The sequence below is a fragment of the Hymenobacter jeollabukensis genome (genome assembly GCF_005771675.1).
In the GTDB taxonomy this organism is placed as follows: Bacteria; Bacteroidota; Bacteroidia; order Cytophagales; family Hymenobacteraceae; genus Solirubrum; species Solirubrum jeollabukense.
Map to the genome: position 1 here is coordinate 674416 of NZ_VAJM01000002.1, position 26152 is coordinate 700567.

The window sequence follows — 26152 nt, forward strand, 5'->3', positions numbered from 1 at the left end:
CTATTTCACCACCTCACCATTTCATCGTTACTCCGCTCGCAGAAAGGTGCGGGAGTATTGCAGGATGTTCTGCACGGCGCGGTCGGAAGGGCCGGGCTGCAGCGCGTCGAGGTAGCGCTGGGCTTCGAGCAGGTCGGCGCACCGGGCGGCCAGGGCGGCGTCGTGCAGCAGGGCTTGCTCTACGTCGTGGTTCTCCTTAGCCGGCAATTCGTTGTACACATACCGGAGCAGGGTCTCGTGGGTAAAGGTTTTGATCATAGAAAACTGGTTGGGCGGCCATTTTCTTCCGCAGGTTGATGAGCGCGTAGCGCATACGACCCAGCGCCGTATTGATGCTCACCCCCGTCGCGTCGGCAATTTCCTGGAAGCTCATGTCGCCGTAGTGACGCATGATGAGCACTTCCTTTTGCGCGGCCGGCAACTCCTGGATTAACTCCCGAAGGCGCGCGTGGGTTTCCTCCCGCGAGAGAGTATGGTCCACGCTTTCTTCCGACAACGACAACGAGTTGAACGCGTGGCCGGTGGCGTCGAGGTTAAGCTGGGGGTTGCGCTTCTGGCGCCGGAAAAAGTCGATGGCTAAGTTGTGGGCAATGCGGCAAATCCACGACGAGAACTTTCCCTCTTCATTGTACCGGCCACTTTTCATCGTGTGAACCGCCTTGATAAACGCATCCTGCAGCAGGTCTTCGGCCACAACGGGGTCTTTCACAATCAGCATGATCGTGGTGAAGACCCGACGCTTATGGCGGGCGAGCAACAGGGCGAAGGCTTCTTCCTTGCCGGCAATGTAGAGCGATATCAACGCGGAGTCGCTCGGCTGCATGGTTTCCATAAAGGGCTACGGTTAGGGGAACGTAGAGCTTTAGGCCATATTGTGCAGGTTGCCGTGAAAAACAGGGAAGTGAAGAGCGAATGAATTATCGCAGTGACCAAATGTATAATTCTGTTACATCGGATGCAACGGGTACTGCCCAGTTCACGACAATATTTTTTCAGAGCTTCCGGCGGGCGTAAAAAAAGCCCGCTGAGGCAGCGGGCTGGGCACTAGCAAGAATCGAGCCCCGCGGGGTTCAACGCGGGCTGCCGAGGCCGCGCAACTGCTCATCGAGGGCCGCCGCGCCGGGGGCAGCGCCCACGGCCTGCGCGGTGCGGTCGGCGAGGCGGTCGGTGAGCTGCTGGAGCAGGGCCACGCGGCGCTCCAAGGCCTGCAGCTGCTGCACGGTGGCGGGCGAAACCGAGTTGGCGGGCAGGCCGGTAATCTGCGCTTCGCCGCGGCCACCGGCCACGGCGCGGTTGCGCTGCTCGATGCTCTGGGCCGATTGCATATCATCGCGCAGATTCACTACCACGCCCTGCATGTTTACGGCCTGGCCGTTGGGCAGCAACTGGCGGGTGCCGTCCTTCTTCACCAGAATGCCCGAGGGGTTGATAACGGAGCCGTCGTTGAGCGTCAGTGGGCCTTCGAGGCGGAAGGCCTGTCCGGCCTGCAGCTTCATCACCACGCCGTTTTCGCGGAAGGCGCCGTCTTTCAGGCTGTAAACGGGTTGCTGAGCCAGCGCCAGCAGGGTGAAGCAACTCAGGACGGCAGTCAGCAGCAATCGGCGCATGGGGGCGGGGCGCGGCGGGGTGTGGGCGCCGCGCGCTCAGCTTGCCAGTACGCAGGGCGGGCAGCGGCCGTTGCTCAGAGCACCGGGGTGGGGGCCGCTTCGGCGTGGCGGCAATGCTCCAGCCAGTGCAGGGCGGCCGCCTCGTCGGAGAACAGGGCTACCTCGTAGGCCTTGGGCGCGGCCGGCCGCGCCGTGGGCGCGAAGTCCGTCAGGTGCGAGGGGGAGAGCAGGTAGGCCAGGTAGACGGGCTGGGCAAAGTATTCGGCCAGGCGCGGCAGAAAGGTGTCTATAACCCAACGGGTGGCCGCGAGGCTGGCCGGGCCGCGGCGGCGCATATCCAGCAGCCAGTAGCGGGCGCCGTGCGGGGCCGCTACGGCCAGCGCGGCTTCGTAGCCGAGGCGTACTTCGGCATCGGAGGTGCTGCGCAGCCAGCGGCTGAACAGCAGGCCTAGGTCGGTGCGGAACGAGAGGTCGACGAAATCGGTGGGGGCGGTGCTCATAGGGGTACGACGAAATGAGTAGCACCGCGCCGGTGGGGGCGCAGCCAGGCAACAAAGGAGCATCCCGCAGATCAGGCTGCGCGAGCTGCTAGCGGGAAAATCAAGCCAAAGGGTGGCGCTTTGGCACCGGGCAAGCGGGGCTGCCGGCCGGGAGCGGGCAACCAGCAATAGGTGAGAAACGGAGCGCTGAAAAGCCGGGCCGGTGGAGCCGCAAGGGAAGCATCAGATGGGATGCCGCGCCGGGGCGTTGTATAACAATGGTACGAAAACCGCTGACCTTTTCCAAGTCTAACGGACGAGTTTCGCGCAGATTTGCACAATCGATAGTGCTGGCGCGGGGCGGACTACCTTTGCCGCTGCTATTCCGACCAGAGGCCTCCCGATGAGTACTGCCGATTTGCGCCCCCACGACCCCTACGCCGCCCTACGGCTGCCCGAGTTTCGCCGCCTGATTTCGGCCCGGGCGTGCTTTGTGCTGGCCACGCGCATTCAGGGGCTGGTGGTGAGCTGGCAGATTCTGCACCTGACCAACGACCCGCTGGCGCTGGGCTTCATCGGGCTGGCCGAGGCCGTGCCGAGCATCGGCGTGTCGCTCTACGCCGGGCACGTGGCCGATACGGTGCGGCGCAAGAATATCGTGGTGGCTATGGTGGCCCTGCTGCTGCTGTGCGCGGCCGCGCTCTGGGCGCTGGCCTCGCCGATGGGGCGGCCGCTGCTGGCCCGGGAGGTGTTTTACACCCTGCCGCTGTACGGCGTCATCTTCCTGAGCGGCATTGCCCGCGGCTTCCTGGGGCCGGCGCTGTTCGCCTTTATGCCGCAGCTGCTGCCCGACCGCAGCGTGCTGCCCAACGCCATTACCTGGAACAGTACCACCTGGCAGGCTTCGTCGGTGGTGGGGCCGGCCCTGGGGGGCTACCTCATCAAGTTTGTCGGCGTGACCAACTCCTACGCGGTGGCAACGGGCCTGCTCACGCTGGCTCTGCTGCAGTTCGTGAGCATCAAGGGGCGGCCGCTGCCCGAGCGCGTGGGCGAGCAGCTGAAGCTGGGCGCCAGCATCCTGAGCGGGCTGCGGTTTATCTTCAGCAACCAGCTGGTGCTGTCGGCGCTGGCGCTGGATATGTTTGCGGTGCTCTTCGGCGGGGCGGTGGCCCTGCTGCCGATTTACGCGGTGGATATCCTGAAAGTGGGCGCCGACGGGCTGGGCCACCTGGAGGCCGCGCCGGCCGTGGGCTCGGTGCTGATGGCCGTGGCGCTGACGTACTTCCCGCTGCGCCACAAAGCCGGGCAGAAGCTACTGTGGGCGGTAGCCGGGTTCGGGCTGGCGACCATCCTGTTTGCCGTGTCGACCAACTTCGTGCTGTCACTGTTTCTGCTGTTCATGACCGGGGTGTTCGACTCGGTGTCGGTCATCGTGCGCTCCACGCTCATCCACACCTTCACGCCCGAGCACATGAAGGGGCGGGTGTCGGCGGTGAACAACATCTTTATCGGCTCCTCCAACGAGCTGGGTGCCTTCGAATCGGGGGCCATGGCCCGGCTGCTGGGTACGGTGCGCTCGGTGGTATTCGGCGGCACGATGACCATTCTGGTGGTGGGCATCACGGCGGCGCTGGCCCCGCGCCTGCGCCGCCTGCACGACGTGAAGGAGGAAGCTGCGGCGTAAGGGCAGAGGCAGAACCGGCGGGCGTATCACATACAATTCATCCTTCGATAAAGCCTAGCCGAAACGCTATGTTCCGTAGCTTTGCGGGGCCCGGCAGCCGAGCTGCCGGGCCCCGCGCTAGTCTTACGCCGTTGCTATGCCCGAAGTCGACACGCTTGATGCTCTCGAAGTCCGCCTCGCGGAGCTGCAGCGTACCGGCGACGGGGAGGCGTTTATGCAGGCCCTGTTCAAGGGCTACTACCGGCCGCTGGGCAACGTGATTTACCGGGTGGTGCAGGACCGCGCCGTGGCCGAGGACCTGCTGCAGGACGTGTTCCTGCGCATCTGGCACAACCGCGAAACCCTCGTCATCAGCACCACTTACAAGGCCTACCTCTACCGCGCCGCCATGAACGCGGCCCTGCGCCACGCCGAGCGCAGCAAGCGGCAGGTAGGTTGGGAAGAGGCCAGCTTCGTGGAGCCCGCCCGCGACACCACCGCCGAGCAGCTCGACGCCCAGGACGCGGAGCAGCTGGTGGCCGTGGCCCTGGAAGCGCTGCCGCCGCAGTGCCGGGCGGTGTTTTTGATGAGCCGCCAGGAGGGTCTGAGCTACCAGCAGATTGCCGAGGCCCTGGACGTAGCGCCCAAAACCGTGGAAAACCAGATGGGCAAGGCCCTGCGCATCCTGCGCGACCGGCTCAGCGGCTTTCTGTCGGGGCTGCACTCCTGGCTGCTGATGCTGTAGCGCGGGGCTTTGGCCTGAGGCAGAAAAAAAAGTTTGGGGGGCGCGTGGGGGTAGCGGCGGGGAAGCGGGTCTTATACCCAAACAAGCTCCTTAACCAACCTCTGCTATGAAAACCATCCTGCTCCCCGGCCTGCTGGCCGCCACCCTCCTGCTCACCGGCTGCGACAAAGGCGAGTTTGGCCCCTGGGTGCGCGGCACCGGCCCCGTCGAGACGGAAACGCGCACGGTCAACACCTTCAGCCGGCTCGAAGCCAAAGACCACATCGAAGTCGTGCTCAGCCAGGGCGCCGAGCCCGCGGTGCGCCTGGAAGCCCAGCGCAACATCCTCGACATCACCGAGGCCCGCCTCTACGGCAACCAGCTGGTGCTGCGCCTGACCAAGCCCACCATCGGCAAGGACACCAAGCGCGTGCGGGCCTACGTGACCGTGCCCAGCCTGACGGAAGTGGCCGTGGGCGACCACGCCGCCGTGCGCAGCTCCGCCACCTGGAGCGCCGGCAGCTTCCGGGTGCGGGTGAAAGACCACGGCGTGGCCGAGCTGACCCTGGGCCAGACCGACGAGCTGAAGGCCGACGTGAAGGACCACGGCAACATCACGCTGGCCGGGGCGGCGCAGCGCCTGCAGGTCGATGCCACCGGCCACGGGCTGGTGCAGGCCTTCGAGCTGACGGCCCAGAACGGCCAGGTGACGGCCGACGACCACGGCCTGGCGAAAGTGCGGGTGACGGGGCAGCTCGACGCCTACGCCAAGGACCACGGCGCCATTACCTACCGGGGGCGGCCGGCCGTTTCGGTGCGCACCGCGGGCCACGGCCACGTGGGCGCCGAAGACTAAAAGCCCGGGCCGAAAAAAATATTTTCCAACGGCGTGGGGGTAAGCCGCCGGTTGCGAGTCCTACTCTCAGAACCCCGAAAACAGATCCAACTCCAAACAACTGCTATGAAAACCAACCTGCTTTCCGCCCTGCTCTTCCCGGCCCTGCTGCTCACCACCGCCTGCTCGCACGAGGGCGACTCGTTCGGGCCCCGCGTGCGGGGCGTCGGGCCGACGGAAACCGAGAAGCGCACCGTCAACAGCTTCAGCCGCGTGGAGCTGAAGATTGACGCCGAAGTCATCCTGACCCAGGGGCCGCAGCGCGAGGTACACATCGAAGCCCAGCGCAACATCCTCGACGTGCTCGAAACCGAGCTGAGCGGCGACGAGCTGCAAATCGAGTACGGCCACGCCCGCGTGGTGGGCCACGACCCGATCAAGGTGTACATCACCGCGCCTTCCCTCTCGGAGGTCGAGGTGTCGGGCTCGGGCAAGCTGCGCACGGCCACGCCCTGGGCCGCCAACTCGTTTAAAGTGGGCGTGTCGGGCTCGGGCGACGCCGATATGGAGCTGGCCGGCGTCGACGGGCTGCGCGCCACCGTGTCGGGCTCGGGCGAGGTGAAGCTGCGCGGCACGGCCGCCACTAACAACATCAGCATCTCCGGCTCGGGCAAGGTATCGGCCTACGACCTGAGCACCCAGGATACCTACGCCAGCATTTCGGGCTCGGGCAAGGCCTACGTGCGCGCTTCCCGCACCCTGTCGGCCGAAATCAGCGGCTCGGGCTCGGTGTACTACCGCGGCACGCCCACCGTCACCACCCGCATTTCCGGCTCGGGTAAAGTATTGACGGGCAATTAGCGTCTGCGTCGTCAGAACGTCATGTCGAGCTTGTCGAGACATCTCGCGTGCTGATGCTGGATAGTAACCTCAACGAATAGAATACTATCCAGCGAGATGTCTCGACAAGCTCGACATGACGGGCTAACGAAAACGTAACCCGTCCCGACCAACCATCCTGCCGCATTCCGCCCCTCTTATTCCAACCACCATCCGCTGGCTGCCGGTTTCTGCTCGTCGGCTGCCTGCGGGCTGCTCTGAAAACAAACATGAAAAACTCTACCTCCTGGGCGCTGACGGCCGGCTTGCTGCTGGCCGCCGGCCCCGCCTGGAGCCAAACCGTGCCCGCCGCGTCGGCCGCCCTCAGCGGCACCCTGCGCGACGCGGCCACCGGCGAAGCCCTCGTGGGCGCCAGCGTGTTCGTCAAGGCCCTCGGCCAGGGAACCAGCACCGACGAAAACGGCTTTTACCGCCTCGTGCTGCCCAAGGGCACCCACGTCGTCACCTACCAGATTCTGGGCTTTGAGCCCCAGCAGGTGACCCTCACCCTCGACGGGGATATGACCCGCTCCGTCAAGCTCGGCGCCCAGCGCCAGCAGACCAAGGAAGTGGTGGTGACGGGCCTGCGGGCCGAGGACAACGTGAAAAAGCCCGAAATGAGCGTCAACCGCCTCGATATGAAGACGGTGAAGCTCATGCCCGCGCTGCTCGGCGAAGTCGATGTGGTGCGTAGCATTCAGCTGCTGCCCGGCGTGACGACGGTGGGGGAGGGCGCCTCGGGCTTCAACGTGCGCGGCGGCGGCATCGACCAGAACCTGATCCTGATGGACGAAATGCCAGTCTACAACGTGTCGCACCTGTTCGGCTTCTTCTCGGCCTTCAACCCCGACGCGGTGCAGGACATGACGCTCTACAAGGGCGCCATTCCGGCCCGCTACGGTGGCCGCCTCTCCTCCCTGCTCGACGTGAAGATGCGCGACGGCCGCCAGGCCGAGCGCCTAACGGTGAACGGCGGCGTGGGCCTGATTTCCTCGCGTCTGGCCGTCGAAGCTCCGCTCATCAAGGACCGCACCTCAATTTCGCTGGCCGGGCGCCGCTCCTACGGCGACCTGTTCCTCAAGCTCATTCCCGAGCAGCGGAAAAACCAGGCCTACTTCTACGACCTGAACCTGAAGGTCAACCACCGCCTCAGCGCCAGGGACCAGCTGACCCTGACCGGCTACCGGGGCCGCGACGTGTTCAACTTCGCCGACGTGTTCAAGAACGACTGGGGCAACATGGGCGCCTCCGCCCGCTGGACGCACCAGTTCAGCCCGCGGCTGTTCGGCTCGGCTTCGGCCGTGGTGGCCCAGTACGACTACGGCCTCGGCGTGCCCAATGGCACCCAGGCCTTCGACTGGACCTCCAAAATCCGCAACTACACCGGCAAGGCCGACTTCAGCTACCAGCTGAACGATAACAACACCGTCAGCGCCGGCGTGAGCGGCACGCGCTACCAGTTCGAGCCGGCCACGGTGAAGTCGCTGAGCTCGGAGTCCATCTTCCGCGGGCTGAAAGTGGACGACCAGCAGGCCGGCGAGTACGCTGCCTACCTCGACAACGAGCAGACCCTGGGCCCGCGCCTGCAACTGCAGTACGGCCTGCGCCTCTCGGCTTTCGACTTCCTGGGCTCGGGCACCGCCATTTCCGACTACGTGGGCGAAACCGGCCAGCGCAAAACGGCCGTCAACACCCGCACTTACAAGGACGGGGAGCTGATCAAGCGCTACGCCAACCTGGAGCCCCGGGCCTCGCTGCGCTACACCGTGGACCTGAACAGCTCGGTGAAAGCCAGCTACACCCGCACGGCCCAGTACGTGCACCTGATTTCGAACACCACCGCCGCCTCGCCGCTGGACGTGTGGAGCCCGAGTACCAATAACATCCGCCCCGAGCGCGGCAACCAGGTGGCGCTGGGCTACTTCCGCAACTTCCACGACAACGCCTACGAGGCCTCGGTGGAAGTCTTCGGCAAGACCATGGACAACCAGGTCGACTACGTGAACGGGGCCAATACCCTGCTCAACAAGGACCTGGAGGGCGAGCTGCTCTACGGCCAGGGCCGGGCCTACGGCGCCGAGTTCTTCGTCAAGAAAAGCCAGGGCAAGCTCTCCGGCTGGGTGAGCTACACCTTGAGCCGCTCGGAGCGGCAGATTGACGGCATCAACCGCGACCAGTGGTACCCCAATAAGTACGACAAGACGCACAGCCTCAACGTGGTGGGCATGTACCAGCTCGGCCCCCGGCTGACGGCTTCGGCCTCCTTCGCCTACGGCACCGGGGTGGCCACCACCTTCCCCAACGGCCGCTTCGTGTACGAGGGCCTGGTGGTGCCGGTGGTGAGCGGCGACGCCCGCAACAACTACCGCGTGCCCGCCTACCACCGCCTCGACCTCGGCGCCACGCTGAAGAACCGGCCGAAGCCCGACCGGCGCTGGCAGAGCGAGTGGGTGTTTTCGGTGTACAACGCCTACTCGCGCCGCAACCCCTACGGCATCTACTTCCGCCAGAACGCGGACAACCCGCGCAAAACCGAGGCCGTGCGCCTGGCCGTGTTCGGCTCGGTCATCCCCTCGGTCAGCTACAACTTCAACTTCTGATGGCCCGCCCCGCTGCCCTTCGCCCCGCGGCCGTGCCGCAACCCGGCCTCGTTTCGCCGCCGGTGGAAACATACTACCCCACCATTGAGACGCGGCTGCACGTCGCGCCGACGGCGGCCGGATTGTCACTTTTCTACGAAGCTGGTTTCGGGGTGCGTCCGGAGTGCCTTCGCTGTGCCTATATCGAAACGGCTGCCTCCGGCCGGCGCGTGCTGACCATCGAAATAGAATATTCCCAAGAACTGCGCTGCCCCTCTGAGCTATGAAACGCTTCCCCTTTTTCCTGACCTTGCTCGCGGCCGGCCTCGGCCTGCTCAGCAGCTGCACCGACGTGGTCGACGTGGACCTGCCCGAGCCCGAGCCCCAGCTGGCCGTCGAGGGCAACATCACCGACCAGCCCGGCCCCTACACCATCCGCCTAACCAAAACCGGCCCCTACTTCAAAGACCAGGAGCCGCCCGCCGTGCGCGGCGCCGAGCTGGTGCTCAGCGACAACGACGGCGTGACCGAAACCCTGCGCGAAACCGCCCCCGGCGTCTACCAGACCCGCCAGCTGCAGGGCAAAATCGGCAACCACTACCTGCTCAGCATACGGGCCGAGGGCCAGCAGTACCGCGCCGCTACCGAAATCAAGCGCGTGCCCGTTATCGACGGCCTCACGCAGCAGCTCAAGCAGAACGAGCCTGGCTGGGACGACGGCATCTACGCCTTCTACAACGGCCCCGAGCTGCCCGGCGTGGGCGACTACTACCGCTTCAAGATCTGGCTGAACGGCGAGCTGCAAAACGACCCCGGCGACCTGGTAGTGCGCGACGACGCCTTGGTCGACGGCCGCTACATCGGCGGCATCGAGCTGAACGAAGACCCGCTGCAGCCCGGCGACAGTGTGCGCGTGCAGCTGCTCTCGCTGCCGCAGGACTACTACTACTTCCTCAACGAGATGTTCACCCAGATCAACAACGTGGGCCTGTTTTCCTCGCCCCCGGCCAACGTGCGCTCCAACGTGGTCAACGTCGACCCCAACGGCCCCCGGGCCGTGGGCTACTTCGCCGGCACCGCCGTGCGCTCGGCCCGCCTGACGATACAATAGGCCCTTCGCGCCGCGCTGGCTGCGCGGGCCCGTGCGTCGGTACCGGCCGACCACCGGCCCAGCGGCAGCCACGCGGCGCGAACCAGCCTGCTCCGACTGCGCTACATCCGCCGAAATTCCGCAAATTCACCGCTCAACCACCGCCATGCTCCACCTCTACCCCGATACCGATGCCCCCTGGGAGCTGCTCGCCAAGCACCTCGCGGGCGAAGCATCGGCGGCGGAACAGGCGGAGCTGCACCAGTGGCTGACCGCCGCGCCCAGCCGCCTGCGCCTGCTCACCGACGCGACGCGGGCCTGGGAGCGGGGCGGCAGCGTGGCCGAGGCCTTCACCGAAGCCGACGTGGAGCCGGCCTGGCAGCGCTTCAGCGCCGCCGCGGGCCTGCAACCCACCGGCGGCACGGCCCCCGCGCCGCCCGCCCCGGCCGAAACCGGCCGCGTGGTGCCGATGTGGGACCAGGCGCAGACGTGGATGCGCGTGGCCGCGGCCGTGCTGTTGCTCGTGGGTTTCTGGGCCGTGGCCCGCACCTTCCTGTGGAAATCGAATGCCGCCCAAGCCGTGACGGTGGCCGCCGGCCCCCGGCGCCAGCTGGCCACCCTGCCCGACGGCAGCCGGGTGTGGGTGAACAAGAACTCCACCCTGAGCTACGCGGCCGACTTCAACCAGACCAGCCGGGTGGTACAGCTGCGCGGCGAGGCCTTTTTTGAGGTGCAGAAAGACCACGGCCGCCCCTTCACGGTGCTGGCCGGCGACACCCGCACCCGGGTGCTCGGCACCTCGTTCAACGTGCGTGCCTACGCCACCGAAGATTCGGTGGAGGTGGCGGTGGTGACGGGCCGCGTGGCCTTCGCCCCCGACCGTCAGAAACTCACCGTGCAGGATTCGGTACTGCTCACGCCCGGCCTGCGGGGCGTCATTCGCCGCGCCGCGCCCGCCGTGGCCGTGCAGCGCCGCATCACCGACCCGAACTTCCGCGCCTGGCAGCACGACGAGCTGGTGTTCGACAACCAGTCGCTGGGCCAAGTGGCCAACACGCTCACGCGCTACTACGGCACGTCCGTGGCTTTGAGCCGCCCCGAGCTGGCCAACTGCCGCTTCACCGGCACTTTCCACCAGGCCGAGCTGCCGCAGGTGTTGCGCGTGCTCAGCCTCTCGGCCAACCTGTCGGTGACTCAGTCGGCCGACGGCTACACCCTCGACGGACCGGGCTGCCCCAGCCTGTAACCCATACTCTTTCATTTTTCCCCTTGCCTGCTATGCGCAACCGCATATGCCTGGCCGCCGCCGTGCTGTGCGCACTGGCCGGTGCGCCCGCCGCCGCCCAGGTGCGCACCGGCTCGGTGCTGGACCGCCGGGTGACGGTGACCTTCAACCAGGCGCCGCTGGAATCGGTGCTGCGGACGCTGCGGCGCCAGTACGGCGTGCGCATCTCCTACAGCAACACGGCCCTGAACCTGCGCCAGCCCGTTACGCTCTCGGCCCAGAACCAACCCCTGCGCACGGTGCTGAGCGAGGTGCTGGAAGGCAAGAACATCGGCTACGAGCTGGTGGGCGACCAGTTGGTGCTGCACCCCGCCCCGCCCAAGGCCCCGGCACCGAAAGCGGCTCCGACTACCGTCACTACGACTACCACCGTCAGCCGCGCCGACACCGATAAAGCTCCCGACAAACCGGCCGCCACCGCAGCCAAGGAGCCCGAAGCCCGCCCGGCCACCCCGGCGGAGTCGGCGAAGCCCGCCCCGGCCGGCGGCGTACCAGCCAAGCCAAAGCCCGCCGCCCCGGCGAAGAAAGGGCCGGTAAAGCCCGCTTCCGGCACCGCCGCCAAGGGCAGCACCACCTCCGGCCGCGTTTCCACCGCGGCGTCGGCTGAAAGCAAGCGCGTCGGCAAACCGGAGGCGGCGGCACCCGGCAAAAACGGCCCTGCCGAAGCTACCGCCGGCGCCACCGTGCCTGCCGTTGAGCCTGCTGCCACGGCCAATCCTGCCGGTTCGCCCGCCACCGATGCAGCGGCTGCGCCAACGGCCGCCGTGCCTGCCGTAGCCGCCCCGGGCGGCGCGGCCACCGATTCGGCGGCGGCTCCGGCCACCGAGACGTTCGAAGAACCCGCCCGTCCCACGTTCACCAAGCCCGCTCAGATTTCCCTGCTCGGGCCGCTGGGCTCCAACGGCCTGCGCAGCGGGCAGACGGTCAACCACGTTTCCATCAATCTGCTGGGCGGCTACGCGGCGGGCGTTGAGGGTTTTGAGGCCGGCGGGCTCGTCAACGTGGACCGCGACACCGTGGCGGGCGTGCAGGTGGCCGGGCTCGCTAACGTCGTCGGCCGCCACCTCGACGGCTTTCAGGCCGCCGGGCTGGCCAACGTGCTCGGCGGCCCCGGCCGCGGCTGGCAGGCGGCTGGTCTGCTGAACCTGGCTACCCGTCCGGTGGCCGGCGCCCAGACGGCGGGCCTGTTCAACTACGCCGGCCCGCGCAAGCGCCCCGCCGAGCCCGAGCTGACCGCCAGCACCGCCCTGGCCACCACCGCCAGCGGCGGCCTTGACGAAGCATCGGTGGCGCCCAAGGAAATGGCCGTGCAGGCCGCGGGCCTCTTCAACGTGGCCCTGACGGAAATCCACGGCGGGCAGGCGGCGGGCCTCTTCAACGTGGCCAAGGAAGCCAACGGGCTGCAGGCCGCCGGGCTGTTCAACGTGGCCGGCACCGTGCGCGGCGTGCAGCTGGCCGGACTGGTCAACTTCGCCGATTCCGTGCAGGGGGTAAGCCTGGCGCCCTTCAACTTCGTGGTGCACGGCTACCACCGCCTCGAACTCACCAACTCAGAAACCTGGCCCGTCACGGCCACGCTGAAGCTCGGCGGCTCACCCGCGTTCTACACCTTCTTCACCGGCGCCTACGACGGTTTCGGCAGTGGCCCGCGCCGCTGGGCGGCCGGCTACGGCTTCGGTACCGATATGTGGGCCCGCCGCCGCCTCAGCCTCAGCCTCGACGCCGTGGCCATGCACGTCAACGAGGAGCAGCGCGGCCTGACCCGCGCCCTGAACCTGCACAACCAGCTGCGCCTGCTCGTCGGCCTCACACCCTTCAAGCCCGACAGCCGCTTCCGCTTGGTGGCCGGCCCCACCGTCAGCGTACTCGTGACGCAGCGCTACGATACCGCCGAAGGGCAGGTCTATTCCAATATCAGCCAGGGCCGCAAGCTGTGGCTGAACGACGGCAACGCCCGCACCCGCGTGCTCGGCTGGTACGGCTACAGCGTGGGCCTGCGGTTCTAAAGCGCACTAAGCGAGAAAATACATTGAACGTCATGCTGAGCTTGTCGAAGCATCTCTACCGCTTCGTTGTTCGGTAGAGATGCTTCGACAAGCTCAGCATGACGCGCTGTTTGCGTTTACCGTCGTCCAAAAACTTACTTCTTCATGTGTCGGGCCAGCCAGTCGCCGATGACGGCCAAGGCGGTAGGGGAGAAGGTTTCGGTGAGGCGGCCGTACTCGTCGGTGAGGCCGGTGGTGGCCGTCTGGAAGAGGTGGTTGAGGCCGGGCAGCTCCTGCGCGGTGACGTCGGCATTGCCGCCGGCGCGCACGCCTTTCTCCCAAGCCGCCAGGTTCGGGCCGGCGGCCACCTGCAGGTCCTTGCTGCCGCCGAGGGCCAGCACCGGGCACTTCACCTTGGGCAGCAGCGGCTCGGGGTTGAAGGCCAGCAGCTGCCGGTACCAGGCGGTGGTCAGCGCGGCAGCCTGCTGCTGGGCCTGGGCCGCGTTCATCCCGATCTGCGTGAGCAGCTTCACCACCTGCGCCTGGGCCTGCTGGTTGTCGGGCGTTTGCAGCACGGTCAGGTAGACCTGCTGATTCAGGTTGCGGGCGGCGGTGAGCTGCTCCGCTTCCATGCCGCTGGCCCGGCCCAGATCCTCGTTCTGGCGCACCATCATTTCCACCCCGCGCACCGCCGGCCCGGCCAGCGACACCAGAAACGCCGGCGGCTGGGCCTGGGTAGCCGTCAGCAGCCCAATCATGGCGCCCTCGCTATGCCCGATGAGACCCGTTTTGGCGGCCTGCACGTCGGGGCGCTGGCGCAGGTAGGCCAGGGCGGCCTGGGCATCGGTGGCGCCGTCGGCGGTGGTGTAGCTGGCCTGGCTGCCTTCCGACTGGCCCACGCCCCGGTCGTCGTAGCGCAGCACCACGAAGCCGCGGCGGGTGAGGTAGTCGGCCAGCACGCGGAAGGGGTGGTGGCCAAACACGGTTTCGTCGCGGTCCTGCGGGCCCGAACCGCTGACGAGCACCACGGCCGGAAACGGCCCCTGGCCCGGCGGCACCGTCACGGTGCCCGCCAGCCGAATGCCCGCCGTGGCGTTGCGAAACGTCACGTCCTCGGCCCGGTAGGGCAGGGGGGCCTTGGGTTCCTGGGGCCGCTGGGGCGCGGCTGTGGCCGTGCCCGCCGCCTGCCGCCGCAGCGTGAGCGGGGCCGTGCGCCCGCCCTGCTGCCAGCTGGCGCTGATCTGCTGTCCGTCGGCCGAAACCTTGCCCGTCACCCGCACGGCCGGGGCCGTAAGGCGCATGATGACGCTGTCGGCGCGCACCGTGATGCTGGCAATGGGCAGCCCGTAGGCCTGCTGCTTGGGGCTGTCGAGGGTGCCGGTGTAGCCGCCCGCGCTCTGCTGCAGGTGAAACACCAGCGGCACCTCGGTGCCGCCGGCGCTGAGGCTGCCCTGCCAGTCGCCGGCCAGGTTCGGCGGGGCTGGGGCCGCCGCGGTGGTCAGGGCTGAAAAGCCGCCGCACAGGATCAGCAGGCACAGGCAGGCAAGCAGGCGAAAGGCGGGCATAGACTGTTTGATGAGGTGAGCAGGCAAATGAAGCGGTTTATCCGGATGGCGGACAAGCAGCGCCTAGTCTTTCCAGGCAGCTTCAGCGCCTGACGCCGGGATACGCAGCTATCAGACGGAGAAAAACCAGCCGCCGCCGGTTGCAGGCGGCGCGTTTAGACTTGCTCCGCCGTCGGCTTACTCCTTAAGAATTTGTTTGGAGTTGGCCAAAAGCGCTTATAGAACGTCATGCTGAGCGCAGTCGAAGCATCTCTACCGCTCCGTCTGATACAATTCAACGAAGCGGTAGAGATGCTTCGACTGCGCTCAGCATGACCAAAACCTGAAATTCCACACCCTCACAGGACAAACGAGCCGTCTAGCGGGCGGCTCGTTTGTCCTGGGTGGCCACGCCACCGGTTGATTTCGAGGCGGCTTTCAGCTTGGGCTTGGCCAGCACCGGCGCTTTGGCGTCCGGCGCCGCAGGTGGCAGGGTGCTGTGCTGGGCCACCCAGCCGTGGATCAGGGCCAGGGCCTTGGGCGAAAACGTGGGCTGCACCTGCCCGTTCACCAGCGGCCAGTCGGTGGCCGATGACTGGAACCAGTGGTTGACGCCGGTCAGCTTGTGGATTTGCACCCGGCGGTTGCCGCTGGCCTTGAGGCCTTTTTGCAGCGTCGGCAGGTTTTTGTTGGCCGCCACCAGCAGGTCGGCGGCGCCGTTGAGGGCCAGCACCGGGCACTTCACCTGATTCAGCTTGGTCTGCGGGTCGAAGTCGATGAAATAGCGGTACCAGGGCGAGGTCAGCTGGTAGGCGCGGGCCTGCACCATCGTAAAGTCGATGTCGGCGTTGGACATACGCAGCATGGCCGCCACCTTGGCCCGGGCCAGGTCGTTGTTGGGCGTCTGGCGAATGATGCCCAGCATCTGCTCGTGCAGCTGCAGGGCCGAGGTTACCTGCTGGGTGTTGGCCCCGATCAGGCGCATGATTTCCACCTGCTGCCGCTTCAGCACCTCCGGCCCCGACAGCCCGTAGCCCGCCAGGGACACCACGTAGTCGGGCGCGTTCCGGTCGGCGGCGGCCAGCAGGGCCACGTTGGCCCCTTCGCCGTGGCCCACCATGCCCACCTGGGTTTTGTTGATTTTGTAGTGCGCCCGCAGAAAACCCATGGCCGCCTGCGCGTCCGACACTAGGTCGGCCGTGGTGGCCTGCTTGTAGTTGCCGGTCGATTTGCCCACGCCCCGGTCGTCGTAGCGGAGCACGGCCACGCCGCGCCGGGTGAGGTAGTCGGCCAGGATGTGAAACATGCGGTAGTTGTCCACCGCCACGTTGCGGTCCTGCGGCCCCGAGTCCGAAATCAGCACCACGGCCGGGAAGGGACCCTTGCCCTGGGGCATGGTCAGCGTGCCGGTCAGGCGCAGCTTGGCCACCTTGTTGGGCACCACCACCTCTTCCTCGCGGTAGGGCAGGGCCGGCTTGAAGGTCGCCGCGTTGATAACCGTGCCCGTGGTGCGCTCCAGCACCAGCGGCCCCGTCAGGGCCGGCTGCGTCCAGGTGCCGCTGATGCGCTTGCCGTCGGCCGCGAGCTTGCCCACGAATTTACTGGCCGCCTCCTCGATGCGCATGGTCACGTCGCTGCCCTTCAGCTCAATCTTCACCGGCATGCGGCTGATTTTCTGCTTGGGCACGTCGAGGGTGGCGTACAGGGTGCCGTTGCTGAGCGGCACGATGGTAATGACCATTTCCCAGGCCCCGCTGGGCACCTTCAACGAGCCGCGCCATTGCCCGCCCAGGGGCGAGTCGGCCGCGCCGGGCTTCGGGCCGGCCGTAGCGCCTACAGCCACCAATAACAACAGCCCCAGAAGCTGGAAATGACGTAAAAAAATCCTCATAAAGTGAAAAAAGAAACCGACAAGGTGGAAGAATTACGGTGCCTTATTCCGGCAAAATACCAAAATTAAGCAATGTCGGCCATGCCCCTACGCTCCCCGCCACAGAAAGTTGAGGAAACCCACCGGCGAAGCCGTCCGGGCCCAAAAAAGCCCCGGTCCCGCGCCAGCGGAACCGGGGCTTTGGCGCCTCCGAACGGCGGCCCGCGCCTAGCCCGCCACCGCGGCCCGCGGCGCCACCGGCGCGGCGGCCGGCGTCGGGTCCACCACGTACTCGCCGGCCTTGGTCGCGTCGCTCAGCTTCCAGCACGAGTCGCCGGCCGCGCACAGCTGCACCAGCTGCCGGTACAGCCCGTTCGCGAACAGGATGCGGGCCCGCGTGGCCCCGCTGCGGGTACTCTCGGCCTCCTTGCGGTCGGCCAGGCTATCCACGAAGGCCGCGTTCTGCGTGTCCACGTCGTCGAGTAGCGCCGCCGTCAGCCCCTGCTCCTGGTACTCCTCCAGGTATTTGCGCCCCTGCTTCACCAGCATCGTAGCCGCCAGGTGCAGCTTGGCGTCGCTCACGCTCGATACATCCGACACGCCAAACCGCTTGTACCGGGCCGAGCGCACGTCGTCTTTTAGACTGATAATGCTGGTCACGGCCTGCACCGTCGTTTCCAGCGCCACGCGCACGGCTTCCTTGTCCTGCGTCACGGCGGCGCCTTCCTGCTTCAGCACGGTATCTGGCTCCATGTCGCCGAACTCCGCCGTGTCGGTTTTAAACTTCTGAATGCGCTGGGCCGTCACGCCGCGCTTGGCCAAGTCGGCCGCGTCGCGGTCCAGGGCAATGTGCAAATCCAGGCACCGCTGCCATAAGTCAGCCTGGGTAAAGGGATACTCGGCCACAGGGTCTTTGTCCTGCATGGGAATAGGGAGTTAAGAGGTGAAACAATAGCCGCACAGCCGCCACATCGGTAACCGACGGCCCACCCAAGCTAGCGGTTACGCCGGAGCTTTCCTAGCCCTTAATGGTCAGTCATCCCGCCCCGTCCGAAGCCTTTCCCGGCGCGACCCAGGAAGCCCCCGGCCCGACCAAAAAACCTCCCGGCGCGACCAATGAAGTGCCCGGCACGACCCAAGAACTCCCCGGCCTCCTCGAAGTACTTCCCGGCCCAAACGAAGCTCTTCCCGGTGCGACCGAAGCAGTTACCGGAGATGGTTCCGGTGCTTCGGGCGGTCCGGGTGGGGCTTCGGAGCCGGCGGATACCTCTCACGTCTTGACCGCTGCTGTTTCGGTAGCGGCAACGGCGGCTTCGGGCGGGGCGGGTGGGGAGCTGGGCGTGCGGGGTGGGGAATAAAAGACCGTGCCGTCTGGTTGAACGCGGGCGGCGCGGGGTTGACGGGGGGGCGGAACGCGGCAGCTACGGCGTCAGAATCGGACCGTAGCCGTTGCTGCCCGGGTCGTCGGCGCGCGGCGGCCAGCCCTGGGACGTCTGGATAAAGTCCTCGTACAACGGAATGCGGCGGCCGAAGCTGGTGGCCAAGGCCTGCTCATAGATGCGGGAAAACTCGGGCACCCGTTCATACCACTCCTGGTCTTCCTCATCAAAATAAGACTCGTAAGACTCGGGGGGCATGTCTAGGTACTGGCCGAACTCATAGAGCAGGTAGTGCCGCAGATTCCAACAGTACACGATAATGTCGGCACCCCACATCATCGACAGCACCGGGTTGCCCGCCTCTAGCGGTTCACTAACCACGTAGCGGTGTATGTGGATGGGTAGTAGCGCCGGGGCCTGGGCAAACCGCTCGTTGAAGGCCGCCAGCTGCTGTTCCGCCGTTGCCGGCTTGGGGCCCCATACCGGCATCCATTTGGTGTGCAAATCCTCGTAGGGGTTGCCCAGCCGCCGCCGGATTTCCTCCTCCTGCGTCAGCCAGTTGTAGCACAAGCGTTCTGCCACAGGCCCGCCTTCGTCCCAGGAATCCGGGGGGATGATGTGCGTGTACGGCTGGTCGAGGGTGTGCAGAACGCGCAGGAACTCCCGGTGGTCAGGCGTAAACCGGACGTTGTAGCGGGCTTCCACGGCGTCGATTTCGGCCTCTGATAGCCCAATCCAGTGAATGCCCGCGGGCCATTCAGTGAAACGCCCCCCCCACATTTCTTCTACCCGCGGATTCTGCCGCCAGAAGGTTTCCGTGCGTTCTTTAAACCAATACAAAAACTCGGTCAGATTTTCGGGAATCTGGAACATAAAGCGGGGTAGCAACTAACGCTGCTAAAGTAACCAGCTCTACCCAAACCACCCCGCCCCTGCGTACCTTCGCCGACCCGTCCCGCGGCTAATCACGTTAGCCGAAACCTTAGCGGTGGGAAACGGTGTTAGAGGAACCTATGGCCCAGGAGAACCTGCAAGTCGCCGCCCCGGCGGACGACCCGATTGATCAGCTCGATCCGCGCGAGTACATCATCATCAAGAACGCGCGGGTACACAACCTCAAGAACCTGAGCGTGGCTTTTCCGCGCAACAAGTTCATCGTCGTCACGGGCCTGTCGGGCTCGGGCAAGTCATCCTTGGCGTTCGACACGCTTTACGCCGAGGGGCAGCGCATGTACGTGGAGAGCCTCTCCTCGTACGCCCGCCAGTTCCTGGGGCGCATGGACAAGCCCGACGTGGACTACATCCGCGGCATCTCGCCGGCCATTGCCATCGAGCAGAAGGTAACGGTGCGCAACAACCGCTCGACGGTGGGCACCAGCACCGAGATATACGACTACCTCAAGCTGTTTTTCGCCCGCGTGGGGCGCACTTACTCGCCCGTATCGGGCCTTGAAGTGCGCAAGGACCAGGTGGCCGACGTGGTGGACTACCTCATGGGCCTGCCCGAGGGCACCCGCGTGATGGTGCTGGCCCCGTTGCTGCCTTCGGAAGACGGCCGCCCGCTGCGCAAGGAGCTGGATCTGCTGCTGCAGAAGGGTTACGCCCGCGTCATCATCAATGGCGAAATGGCCTTCATCGAAGACCTGCTGGCCGAGGGGAAACCGGAGCCGGTAGGGGAGGTGCAGATCATGATTGACCGCGCCGTGATTCAGCCCGGCGACGAGGATTTGCAGTTCCGCCTCTCCGACTCGGTGCAGACGGCCTTTTTCGAAGGCCACGGTACCTGTTTGGTTGTCAGGAGCGGGTTGTCAGTTGCCAGTGTAGGCGACAACCAGAACGGCCTGGCAACTGACAACTCACAACTGACAACTGAAACCCGCACGTTTTCGGACCGCTTCGAGCTGGACGGCATCACGTTCGAGGAGCCGAGCGTCAACTTCTTCACCTTCAACAACCCCTACGGCGCCTGCCAGCGCTGCGAGGGGTTCGGCTCGGTGCTCGGCATCGACCCGGACCTGGTGATACCGGACAAAACGCTGACCGTGTACGAGGGGGCCGTGGCGCCCTGGCGCACCGAGAAACAGAGCGAGTGGCTGAAGCCGCTGCTGAAAAACGGCATCCGCTTCGATTTCCCCATTCACCGGCCCTACAACGAGCTGACCGAGGCCGAGCAGCGCCTGCTCTGGGAGGGCAACAAGTACTTCCAGGGCCTGAACGACTACTTCGACTGGGTGCAGGAGCAGACGCACAAGATTCAGTACCGCGTGCTGCTCTCGCGCTACCGCGGCCGCACCGTGTGCCCCGACTGCCGCGGCACCCGCCTGCGCAAGGACGCGCAGTACGTGAAAGTGAACGGCCGCAGCATCAGCGACATCGTGCTCATGCCGATTTCGGACGCGCTCAGCTTCTTCGACAACCTCTCGCTGACCGAGCACGAGCGGGGCGTATCGGACCGGCTGGTGACGGAAATCCACAACCGCCTGAGCTACCTGGTGCGCGTGGGCCTGGGCTACTTGACGCTGAACCGCCTTTCGAACACGCTCTCAGGCGGGGAGTCGCAGCGGATTCAGCTGGCTACCTCGCTGGGCTCGGCGCTGGTGGGCTCGATGTACGTGCTCGATGAGCCGAGCATCGGGCTGCACCCCAAGGACGCGGAGCAGCTGATCGGGGTGCTGCGCTCCTTGCAGCAGCTGGGCAACACCGTGGTGGTGGTGGAGCACGAGGAGAAGATGATGGAGGTGGCCGACCAGATCATCGACATCGGGCCGGAGGCCGGCTCGGGCGGCGGTAACCTGATGTTCCAGGGCACCTACCAGGAAATCCTGCGGGACGAGACGACCTACACCGGGCAGTACCTCAGCGGCAAGCGCGAGGTGCCGGTGCCTGCGGTGCGCCGGCCCTGGCGCAACGCGCTGGAGGTCGTCGGGGCGCGCGAAAACAACCTGAAGAACCTCACGGTGAAGTTTCCGCTGGGCGTGATGACGGTGGTAACAGGCGTGTCGGGCTCGGGCAAATCGACCCTCGTGAAGCGCATTCTATACCCGGCGCTGGCCCGGCAGCTGGGCGGCACGTCGTCGGAAAGCATCGGCAAGTTCGACAAGTTGGGCGGCGACCTGACGGCCGTGTCGCACGTGGAATTCGTGGACCAGAACCCCATCGGCAAGAGCAGCCGCTCGAACCCGGTAACCTACGTGAAGGCCTACGACGCCATCCGCACGCTCTTTGCCGACCAACCGCTGGCCAAGGCCCGGGGCTTCAAACCCTCGCACTTCTCCTTCAACATCGAAGGCGGGCGCTGCGAGGTGTGCCAGGGCGAGGGGCAGGTGAAGATTGAGATGCAGTTCATGGCCGACATCTACCTGACCTGCGAGGCCTGCGGCGGGCGCAAGTTCAAGCAGGACATCCTCGACGTGAAGTACCAGGACAAGAGCATCGACGAGGTGCTGGAGCTGACGGTGGAAGACTCGCTGGACTTCTTCGCCAACCAGCCCAAGGTGGCCGAGCGCCTGCGGCCCCTCAACGACGTGGGCCTGGGCTACATCCGCCTGGGGCAGTCGGCCAATACGCTGTCGGGCGGGGAGGCGCAGCGGGTGAAGCTGGCCTCGTTCCTCACGAAGGGCAACACCCTGCAGAGCGACAAAATCCTGTTCGTGTTCGACGAGCCGAGCACCGGCCTGCACTTCCACGACATCAACAAGCTGCTCACGGCCCTGAACGCGCTGGTGGAGCAGGGCAACTCGGTGCTTATCATCGAGCACAACATGGACATCGTGAAGGCCGCCGACTGGCTGATTGACCTCGGACCCGAGGGCGGCATCAACGGCGGGCACCTGCTGTTCGAGGGTACGCCGGAGCAGTTTGTGAAGCTCAAGGACACGAACCACACCGCCCGCTTCCTGGCCGAAAAGCTGTAGAAGGCGCGGCACGCAACCCTGGCGGGGCACCCAAGCGGGTGCCCCGTTTTTTTGCGCCCTGCCCGCCACCGAAACCCGCTGAAAAGCGGTATCTTCTGGAAGACGAAGGGCTGAGGGCCATGATGCTGCGCGACATTCCCGCTATCCTGATGCAGTACGACGCGGCGGCGGCGCTGGTGCGCGCGGCGTGGCGGCGCGGCTGCCCGCTGGCCGACTTCGTGCCCTCGCTCACGCGGCTGGTGGCGTTCAGCTGCCAGCACCCGGTGCGCTACTGGCTGATGAACATAGACCAGCTGCCGCCGATGGGGCCCGTGGAGCAGGCCTGGATCATGGAAAGCTGGTTTCCGGCCATGGCCGCCACCTCGGTGCAGCACCTGGCGCTGGTGCTGCCGAATGATCTGCACAACCACATGGTGGCTACGGCGCCGATATTCAACCCGCCCACGGCCATGACCTTCGAGCTGCACTTCTTCCCCGACGACGCCACCGCCTTCGACTGGCTGCTGGAGCACGACCCGCGCCGCCGCGAGCTGTGGCAGGAGTGGGAAGACGAGCTGGCCCGCCTGCACCGCGACGCCCCCGACTGCGCCGACGCCTACAGCTAGCCCGCCGCCAGCCCGGCCGGACGGCCCCGGCGCCGCATTATCCGTAGGGGTAACGGGCTGCGCCGTTGCGACCCACCATTGCCACGCCATGAGTGCCACCACGGAAGCACAGTTTCTGATCGGGCAGCCCGCGCCGGGTGCCGAAAACTACCTGCTGAGCAGCACCGCCGCGCACGGCGGCTACGAACTGATGTTCGAAGATGACGGCACCACCGGCTACGTCTACGCCATCGGGACCAAGCCCGGCCCGGAGCTGCTTGACGCGCTGCACATCTACAACGTGGCCGACATTGCCGACCGGCACCTGCCCGTCACGGCCAACGTCATCTGGAACGAAACCGAGGACGCCGCGGGCTTCGTGCTCAACGGCTACTGCCATGCCCTTTACGACTTCCGCCAGCAGGCCGGCTTTTGCCGCACCGGTTTCCCGCCGCCCCGCCAGTTGCAGCCCACCCCCCGCGAGCTGACGGATGAGCTGGTGGACCAGTATTTTGCGGCCTAGCCGAGCAGATGGCTCCATCTGCATATTGGCCATCTGATTGTTGAGAAGCATAGTACTGGCTCACAGCTAGACCGAAAGCGGCAAGGGCCTGTTGCACAGAGGTGGACTGCTGTTGCGCAAGAACCAACGTCTTAAAGCTGCCAAGTGCAACCTGCGGCCGTCAGTTCATGCTGTTCTATTGGGAGCGGTCGACGGGCTGAAATTGCGGGTTGGGTAAAGAAAAACCCCGCCTGCATGGTGCAGGCGGGGTTTTCGGTGATTCCGCTGGAATCACTGAATATTATACATCACCTTGCAAAAAACCTTCGTTTTTGTACCTAAAAGCAGGTTTTCACACCCGCTACTTACTCGCTCTTACACCCATATTATGGAATTTACATACCCACTTGCATACCCACTTTACAGATTTGCTACCTTTGGGCAGCCCCCTCTCCTCCCCTCTTTATGGCTGCCACCAAGCTCCGCCTCCGCAACGACCGCATCAGCTTCGGCAAGACGACTGTGTACGTGCAGTACGTCTACAAAAGCAAGAACTACTACTTCTCTACCAACGAGAAGATCGAACCCGAGCAGTGGCTTGCCGCCCGGCAGAAAGTCGCCGGCAACTCGACCGAGGTACAAGACCTTAATGGCCGCTTATTAGGGCGTTTGGCCACCATCAACCGCCTGCTGGCCGACGCCCAACGGCTACAGGTGGAGCCCACACCGGCCTATCTGCGCGAGCAACTGACGCTTCTGGCGCAAGGCGACACGCCTAAGAAAGTCGCCAAAACTAGCCTAACTACCAGCTCAGACGACTTCCTCGACTTATTCGAGCAGTACATCCAAGCGACGCAGGCCACGAAGGCACACGGCACGGTCAAGCACTACAAGACCACGCTCAACCACCTTAAAGCCTTTGCCGCCCAGAAGCGCCGCAAGCTCACGCTGGCGCGCATCGACGCGGGCTTCTACCACGAGTTCGTCACCTTCCTAACGAAAGACAAGGCCATGACCAACGGCACGGCCAACAACCAGCTCAAGCGCGTGAAGGTGGTGATGGGCTACGCCGGCGAGCAGGGCCTCACGGACAACGCCGCCTTCCGCAAGTTCAAGCCCCTGCGCCACACCGAAACCGACGTGGTCTACCTCACCAAAGACGAATTGGAGCACTTGGCCAGCTACGACCTCACGGCCGAGCCGCGGCTGGCGCGGGTGCGCGACCTGTTCGTGCTGGCCTGCACCACGGGCCTGCGTCATTCCGACTTCAGCACCGTGCGCCCCGACCAAGTCAAGGGCGACCAGCTGGTGGTGCGCACGGTGAAAACGCGGGACTGGCTGTACGTGGACCTGAACCGTTACTCCCGCGCTATTCTGCAGCGTTACCCCGACGGGCTGCCGCAGCTCTCGCAGCAGAAGTTTAACGCCTACGTTAAGGAACTGGGCCGTCATTGCGGCCTGGACACGCCCGTGCAGGTCGTGCACTACCAAGGCAGCCAGCGCGTGGAACAGTGGCTAACCAAACACGAGCTGCTCTCCTCCCACACCGGCCGCCGCACCTTCGTCACCCAGAGTCTGGAACGTGGCATGGCCCCGGCCGTCATTATGAAGTTCACCGGTCACAAAGACCTCAAGACACTCATGCGCTACGTCAAAGTCGCCGACGCAGAGAAGCGCACCCAGATGGAGAAAGCCTGGGGGTAATTGCAAAAGAGACAAGCAAACGACCCAACGGTGTACCGCTGGGCCGTTTGCTTGTACAGCGCTACCAACTCTCCAGCCGGTCTGCTGAACATTGATTGCTGTACAAGTTTATTAAACCAAAAATAGCGCTGCAGAGGCTGATAAGTGCAGCCAAAACGGTGACGCCGAGTTGTTCAGTTAAAGGAAGGAATAATTGTACTGGTCCAGAAAGTTGGGGCCATCAAAGCAACAGTTCGTTTCTTTCTGGACTTACTTCTTATCCCTGGATTCTGTAACGCAGAGGATGCAACGGCCAGCTTAGCGGATGAGCTCCGAAAAACATGCTTTTTGGCTTACGGTAGAATACCCTCTCCGGAATCTGTAACGCCCCGTTGAATATAGCCCTGAGTGATATACGTTACCGTACTATAATTTTACGGACCCGTAAGGGCTCTGTAACATAAAGGCCGTCAGAAGGAGCACCAGCCACGCAGGTTGCCCAAGCGAATTGTGCCGTAACGTTGGTGCCATCCGCGTAGCCACTATTGTTGGGTAGTCCCGCAAGGGTAGTCACCGCTCCGTCGCGCGTGATGCGTCGGATGCAATCAAAACTGGTAGCGTAAAGCACCCCCTGAGCATCGATAGCCAAGCCGTAGGGTGTATTGAATTGTGCCGCTATTCCTATCCCATCCGCTGAATTCAAGCTGCCGCTGCCAGCGAAGGTAGTGACGGCGCCAGCTGGGGTGATTTTACGAATTAGATTCCCGTTCCCTTCGCTGACAAATACAGTACCGTCTGCATCCACGACGATGCCATGCGGGCTGTGGAACCGGGCCGCAGTACCTATGCCATCGACTACGCCCGCTGTTCCACTGCCAGCCAAAACACTTACGTCACCGGCAGGAGAAATTTTGCAAATCCGGTAGCCGAGGCGCTCTGTCACGTATAGCGCACCTTGCGCATCCACGGCCAGGCCTCGTGGGTAGTTGAAGTTATAGGTAGCCGCCCCTCCCGGCAAGTCGCTGATAACGCCTGCCGGACTCACTTTGCGAATCCGGGTATTGCCTTCGCTTCCCACATACAAGTTGCCTTGCTTGTCGAGCGCAATACCTGTTGGGTCAGGGAACGACACCAAGGTTGATACTTGTCCATCAGGGGTGATTTTTCGGATGGCGTCGTTATAATTATCCGTTACATAAATAACTCCTTGGCTGTTAACGGCTATACCAAACGCTTGGCCGAATGAGGCAGCAGTACCCATGCCCTCGGCATAGCCTAGTATTCCCGAGCCCGCTAACGTGGTCACAAACGTACCCGGCGTTTCCACCGCTGTACCGGTACCCAGAGTCGGGTCGGTTTTCTCACAACCGATTGAAAGCAAACTAAGAAAGCACAGTGCAAGTACCAACTTGGCAGAGGATGGCAGGGACTTTAAACTGCGGTTTTGCAACATGAACCAGAAAGCTAAATGAATGATGAGTGCTTTGTTCGACGGACTCTGTTACATGGCAGCGAAGGCAAGCTGAAGCCAGCTGCATGCCGTATCAGTT

Annotated in this window: 22 protein-coding genes; 13 read left to right on the forward strand and 9 right to left on the reverse strand. The window is 64.8% G+C overall.

The features are described from left to right. Positions 1-27: 27 nt before the first annotated feature. From FDY95_RS06925 to FDY95_RS06940, 4 genes are all read right to left on the reverse strand, one after another. Entirely contained in the window at positions 28-219 is a 192-nt protein-coding gene (locus tag FDY95_RS06925; RefSeq protein WP_138076269.1) for a hypothetical protein, read from the reverse strand. Beyond that, the gene (locus tag FDY95_RS06930) at positions 197-832 is read right to left on the reverse strand and encodes an RNA polymerase sigma factor (protein ID WP_111479888.1); all 636 of its coding nucleotides are present in this window, start codon (positions 830-832) and stop codon (positions 197-199) included. Before FDY95_RS06930 ends, FDY95_RS06925 begins: the two co-directional genes overlap by 23 nt. 238 nt (positions 833-1070) lie before the next feature. After that, positions 1071-1607 carry a DUF6799 domain-containing protein gene (locus tag FDY95_RS06935; RefSeq protein ID WP_138076016.1) on the reverse strand — a complete coding sequence of 179 codons (537 nt, stop codon included), beginning with the start codon at positions 1605-1607 and terminating at the stop codon, positions 1071-1073. A 74-nt stretch (positions 1608-1681) separates the two neighbouring features. Further along, entirely contained in the window at positions 1682-2107 is a 426-nt protein-coding gene (locus FDY95_RS06940) for a hypothetical protein (protein ID WP_138076018.1), read from the reverse strand. Between the two features lie 382 nt (positions 2108-2489). On the opposite strand from FDY95_RS06940, the gene FDY95_RS06945 reads away from it, so the two are divergent. The 9 genes from FDY95_RS06945 (at position 2490) to FDY95_RS06985 (ending at position 13147) form a co-directional block, all read left to right on the forward strand. Beyond that, positions 2490-3770, forward strand: coding sequence for an MFS transporter (locus FDY95_RS06945; RefSeq protein WP_138076020.1), 1281 nt, complete (start codon positions 2490-2492; stop codon positions 3768-3770). Positions 3771-3906: 136 nt separating this feature from the next. Then, positions 3907-4494 carry an RNA polymerase sigma-70 factor gene (locus FDY95_RS06950; RefSeq protein ID WP_138076022.1) on the forward strand — a complete coding sequence of 196 codons (588 nt, stop codon included), beginning with the start codon at positions 3907-3909 and terminating at the stop codon, positions 4492-4494. A gap of 106 nt (positions 4495-4600) precedes the next feature. Then, complete coding sequence (locus FDY95_RS06955; RefSeq protein ID WP_138076024.1) at positions 4601-5329, forward strand: head GIN domain-containing protein; 729 nt, start codon at positions 4601-4603, stop codon at positions 5327-5329. Positions 5330-5434: 105 nt separating this feature from the next. Beyond that, complete coding sequence (locus FDY95_RS06960) at positions 5435-6169, forward strand: head GIN domain-containing protein (protein ID WP_138076026.1); 735 nt, start codon at positions 5435-5437, stop codon at positions 6167-6169. 248 nt (positions 6170-6417) lie between these two features. Beyond that, complete coding sequence (locus FDY95_RS06965; protein WP_138076028.1) at positions 6418-8787, forward strand: TonB-dependent receptor; 2370 nt, start codon at positions 6418-6420, stop codon at positions 8785-8787. Then, positions 8787-9053, forward strand: coding sequence for a hypothetical protein (locus tag FDY95_RS06970; RefSeq protein ID WP_138076030.1), 267 nt, complete (start codon positions 8787-8789; stop codon positions 9051-9053). The genes FDY95_RS06965 and FDY95_RS06970 overlap by 1 nt, the downstream gene beginning before the upstream one ends. After that, positions 9050-9877: a DUF4249 domain-containing protein gene (locus FDY95_RS06975; RefSeq protein WP_138076032.1), complete on the forward strand. Its 828-nt coding sequence runs from the start codon at positions 9050-9052 to the stop codon at positions 9875-9877. The genes FDY95_RS06970 and FDY95_RS06975 overlap by 4 nt, the downstream gene beginning before the upstream one ends. A gap of 145 nt (positions 9878-10022) precedes the next feature. Next, positions 10023-11102, forward strand: coding sequence for a FecR family protein (locus tag FDY95_RS06980; RefSeq protein WP_138076034.1), 1080 nt, complete (start codon positions 10023-10025; stop codon positions 11100-11102). Positions 11103-11134: 32 nt separating this feature from the next. Next, complete coding sequence (locus tag FDY95_RS06985; RefSeq protein WP_138076036.1) at positions 11135-13147, forward strand: DUF4974 domain-containing protein; 2013 nt, start codon at positions 11135-11137, stop codon at positions 13145-13147. Between the two features lie 134 nt (positions 13148-13281). On the opposite strand, the gene FDY95_RS06990 is transcribed toward FDY95_RS06985, so the two are convergent. The 4 genes from FDY95_RS06990 to FDY95_RS07005 form a co-directional block, all read right to left on the reverse strand. Beyond that, on the reverse strand, positions 13282-14691 hold the full coding sequence (locus FDY95_RS06990; protein ID WP_138076038.1) for an alpha/beta hydrolase family protein: 1410 nt from the start codon (positions 14689-14691) through the stop codon (positions 13282-13284). A 358-nt stretch (positions 14692-15049) separates the two neighbouring features. Beyond that, positions 15050-16561 (reverse strand): alpha/beta hydrolase family protein, encoded by a 1512-nt coding sequence (locus FDY95_RS06995; RefSeq protein WP_138076040.1) that lies wholly within the window; start codon positions 16559-16561, stop codon positions 15050-15052. A 207-nt stretch (positions 16562-16768) separates the two neighbouring features. Next, positions 16769-17464: a hypothetical protein gene (locus tag FDY95_RS07000; protein ID WP_138076042.1), complete on the reverse strand. Its 696-nt coding sequence runs from the start codon at positions 17462-17464 to the stop codon at positions 16769-16771. Between the two features lie 497 nt (positions 17465-17961). Beyond that, positions 17962-18792: a hypothetical protein gene (locus tag FDY95_RS07005; protein WP_138076044.1), complete on the reverse strand. Its 831-nt coding sequence runs from the start codon at positions 18790-18792 to the stop codon at positions 17962-17964. Between the two features lie 140 nt (positions 18793-18932). Between FDY95_RS07005 and uvrA the strand changes: the two genes are divergently transcribed. The 4 genes from uvrA (at position 18933) to FDY95_RS07025 (ending at position 24623) form a co-directional block, all read left to right on the forward strand. Next, on the forward strand, positions 18933-21833 hold the full coding sequence (uvrA, locus tag FDY95_RS07010; protein ID WP_138076046.1) for an excinuclease ABC subunit UvrA: 2901 nt from the start codon (positions 18933-18935) through the stop codon (positions 21831-21833). 119 nt (positions 21834-21952) lie between these two features. Beyond that, positions 21953-22438: a hypothetical protein gene (locus tag FDY95_RS07015; protein WP_138076048.1), complete on the forward strand. Its 486-nt coding sequence runs from the start codon at positions 21953-21955 to the stop codon at positions 22436-22438. An 88-nt stretch (positions 22439-22526) separates the two neighbouring features. Beyond that, positions 22527-22940 carry a DUF2251 domain-containing protein gene (locus FDY95_RS07020; protein ID WP_138076050.1) on the forward strand — a complete coding sequence of 138 codons (414 nt, stop codon included), beginning with the start codon at positions 22527-22529 and terminating at the stop codon, positions 22938-22940. 444 nt (positions 22941-23384) lie between these two features. Continuing rightward, positions 23385-24623: a site-specific integrase gene (locus FDY95_RS07025; RefSeq protein WP_138076052.1), complete on the forward strand. Its 1239-nt coding sequence runs from the start codon at positions 23385-23387 to the stop codon at positions 24621-24623. Positions 24624-25020: 397 nt separating this feature from the next. Here the strand turns inward: FDY95_RS07025 and FDY95_RS07030 are convergent, their stop codons facing one another. Further along, a complete protein-coding gene (locus FDY95_RS07030; RefSeq protein ID WP_138076054.1) occupies positions 25021-26055 on the reverse strand; it encodes an NHL repeat-containing protein in 1035 nt (344 codons plus the stop codon). Positions 26056-26152 lie beyond the last annotated feature (97 nt).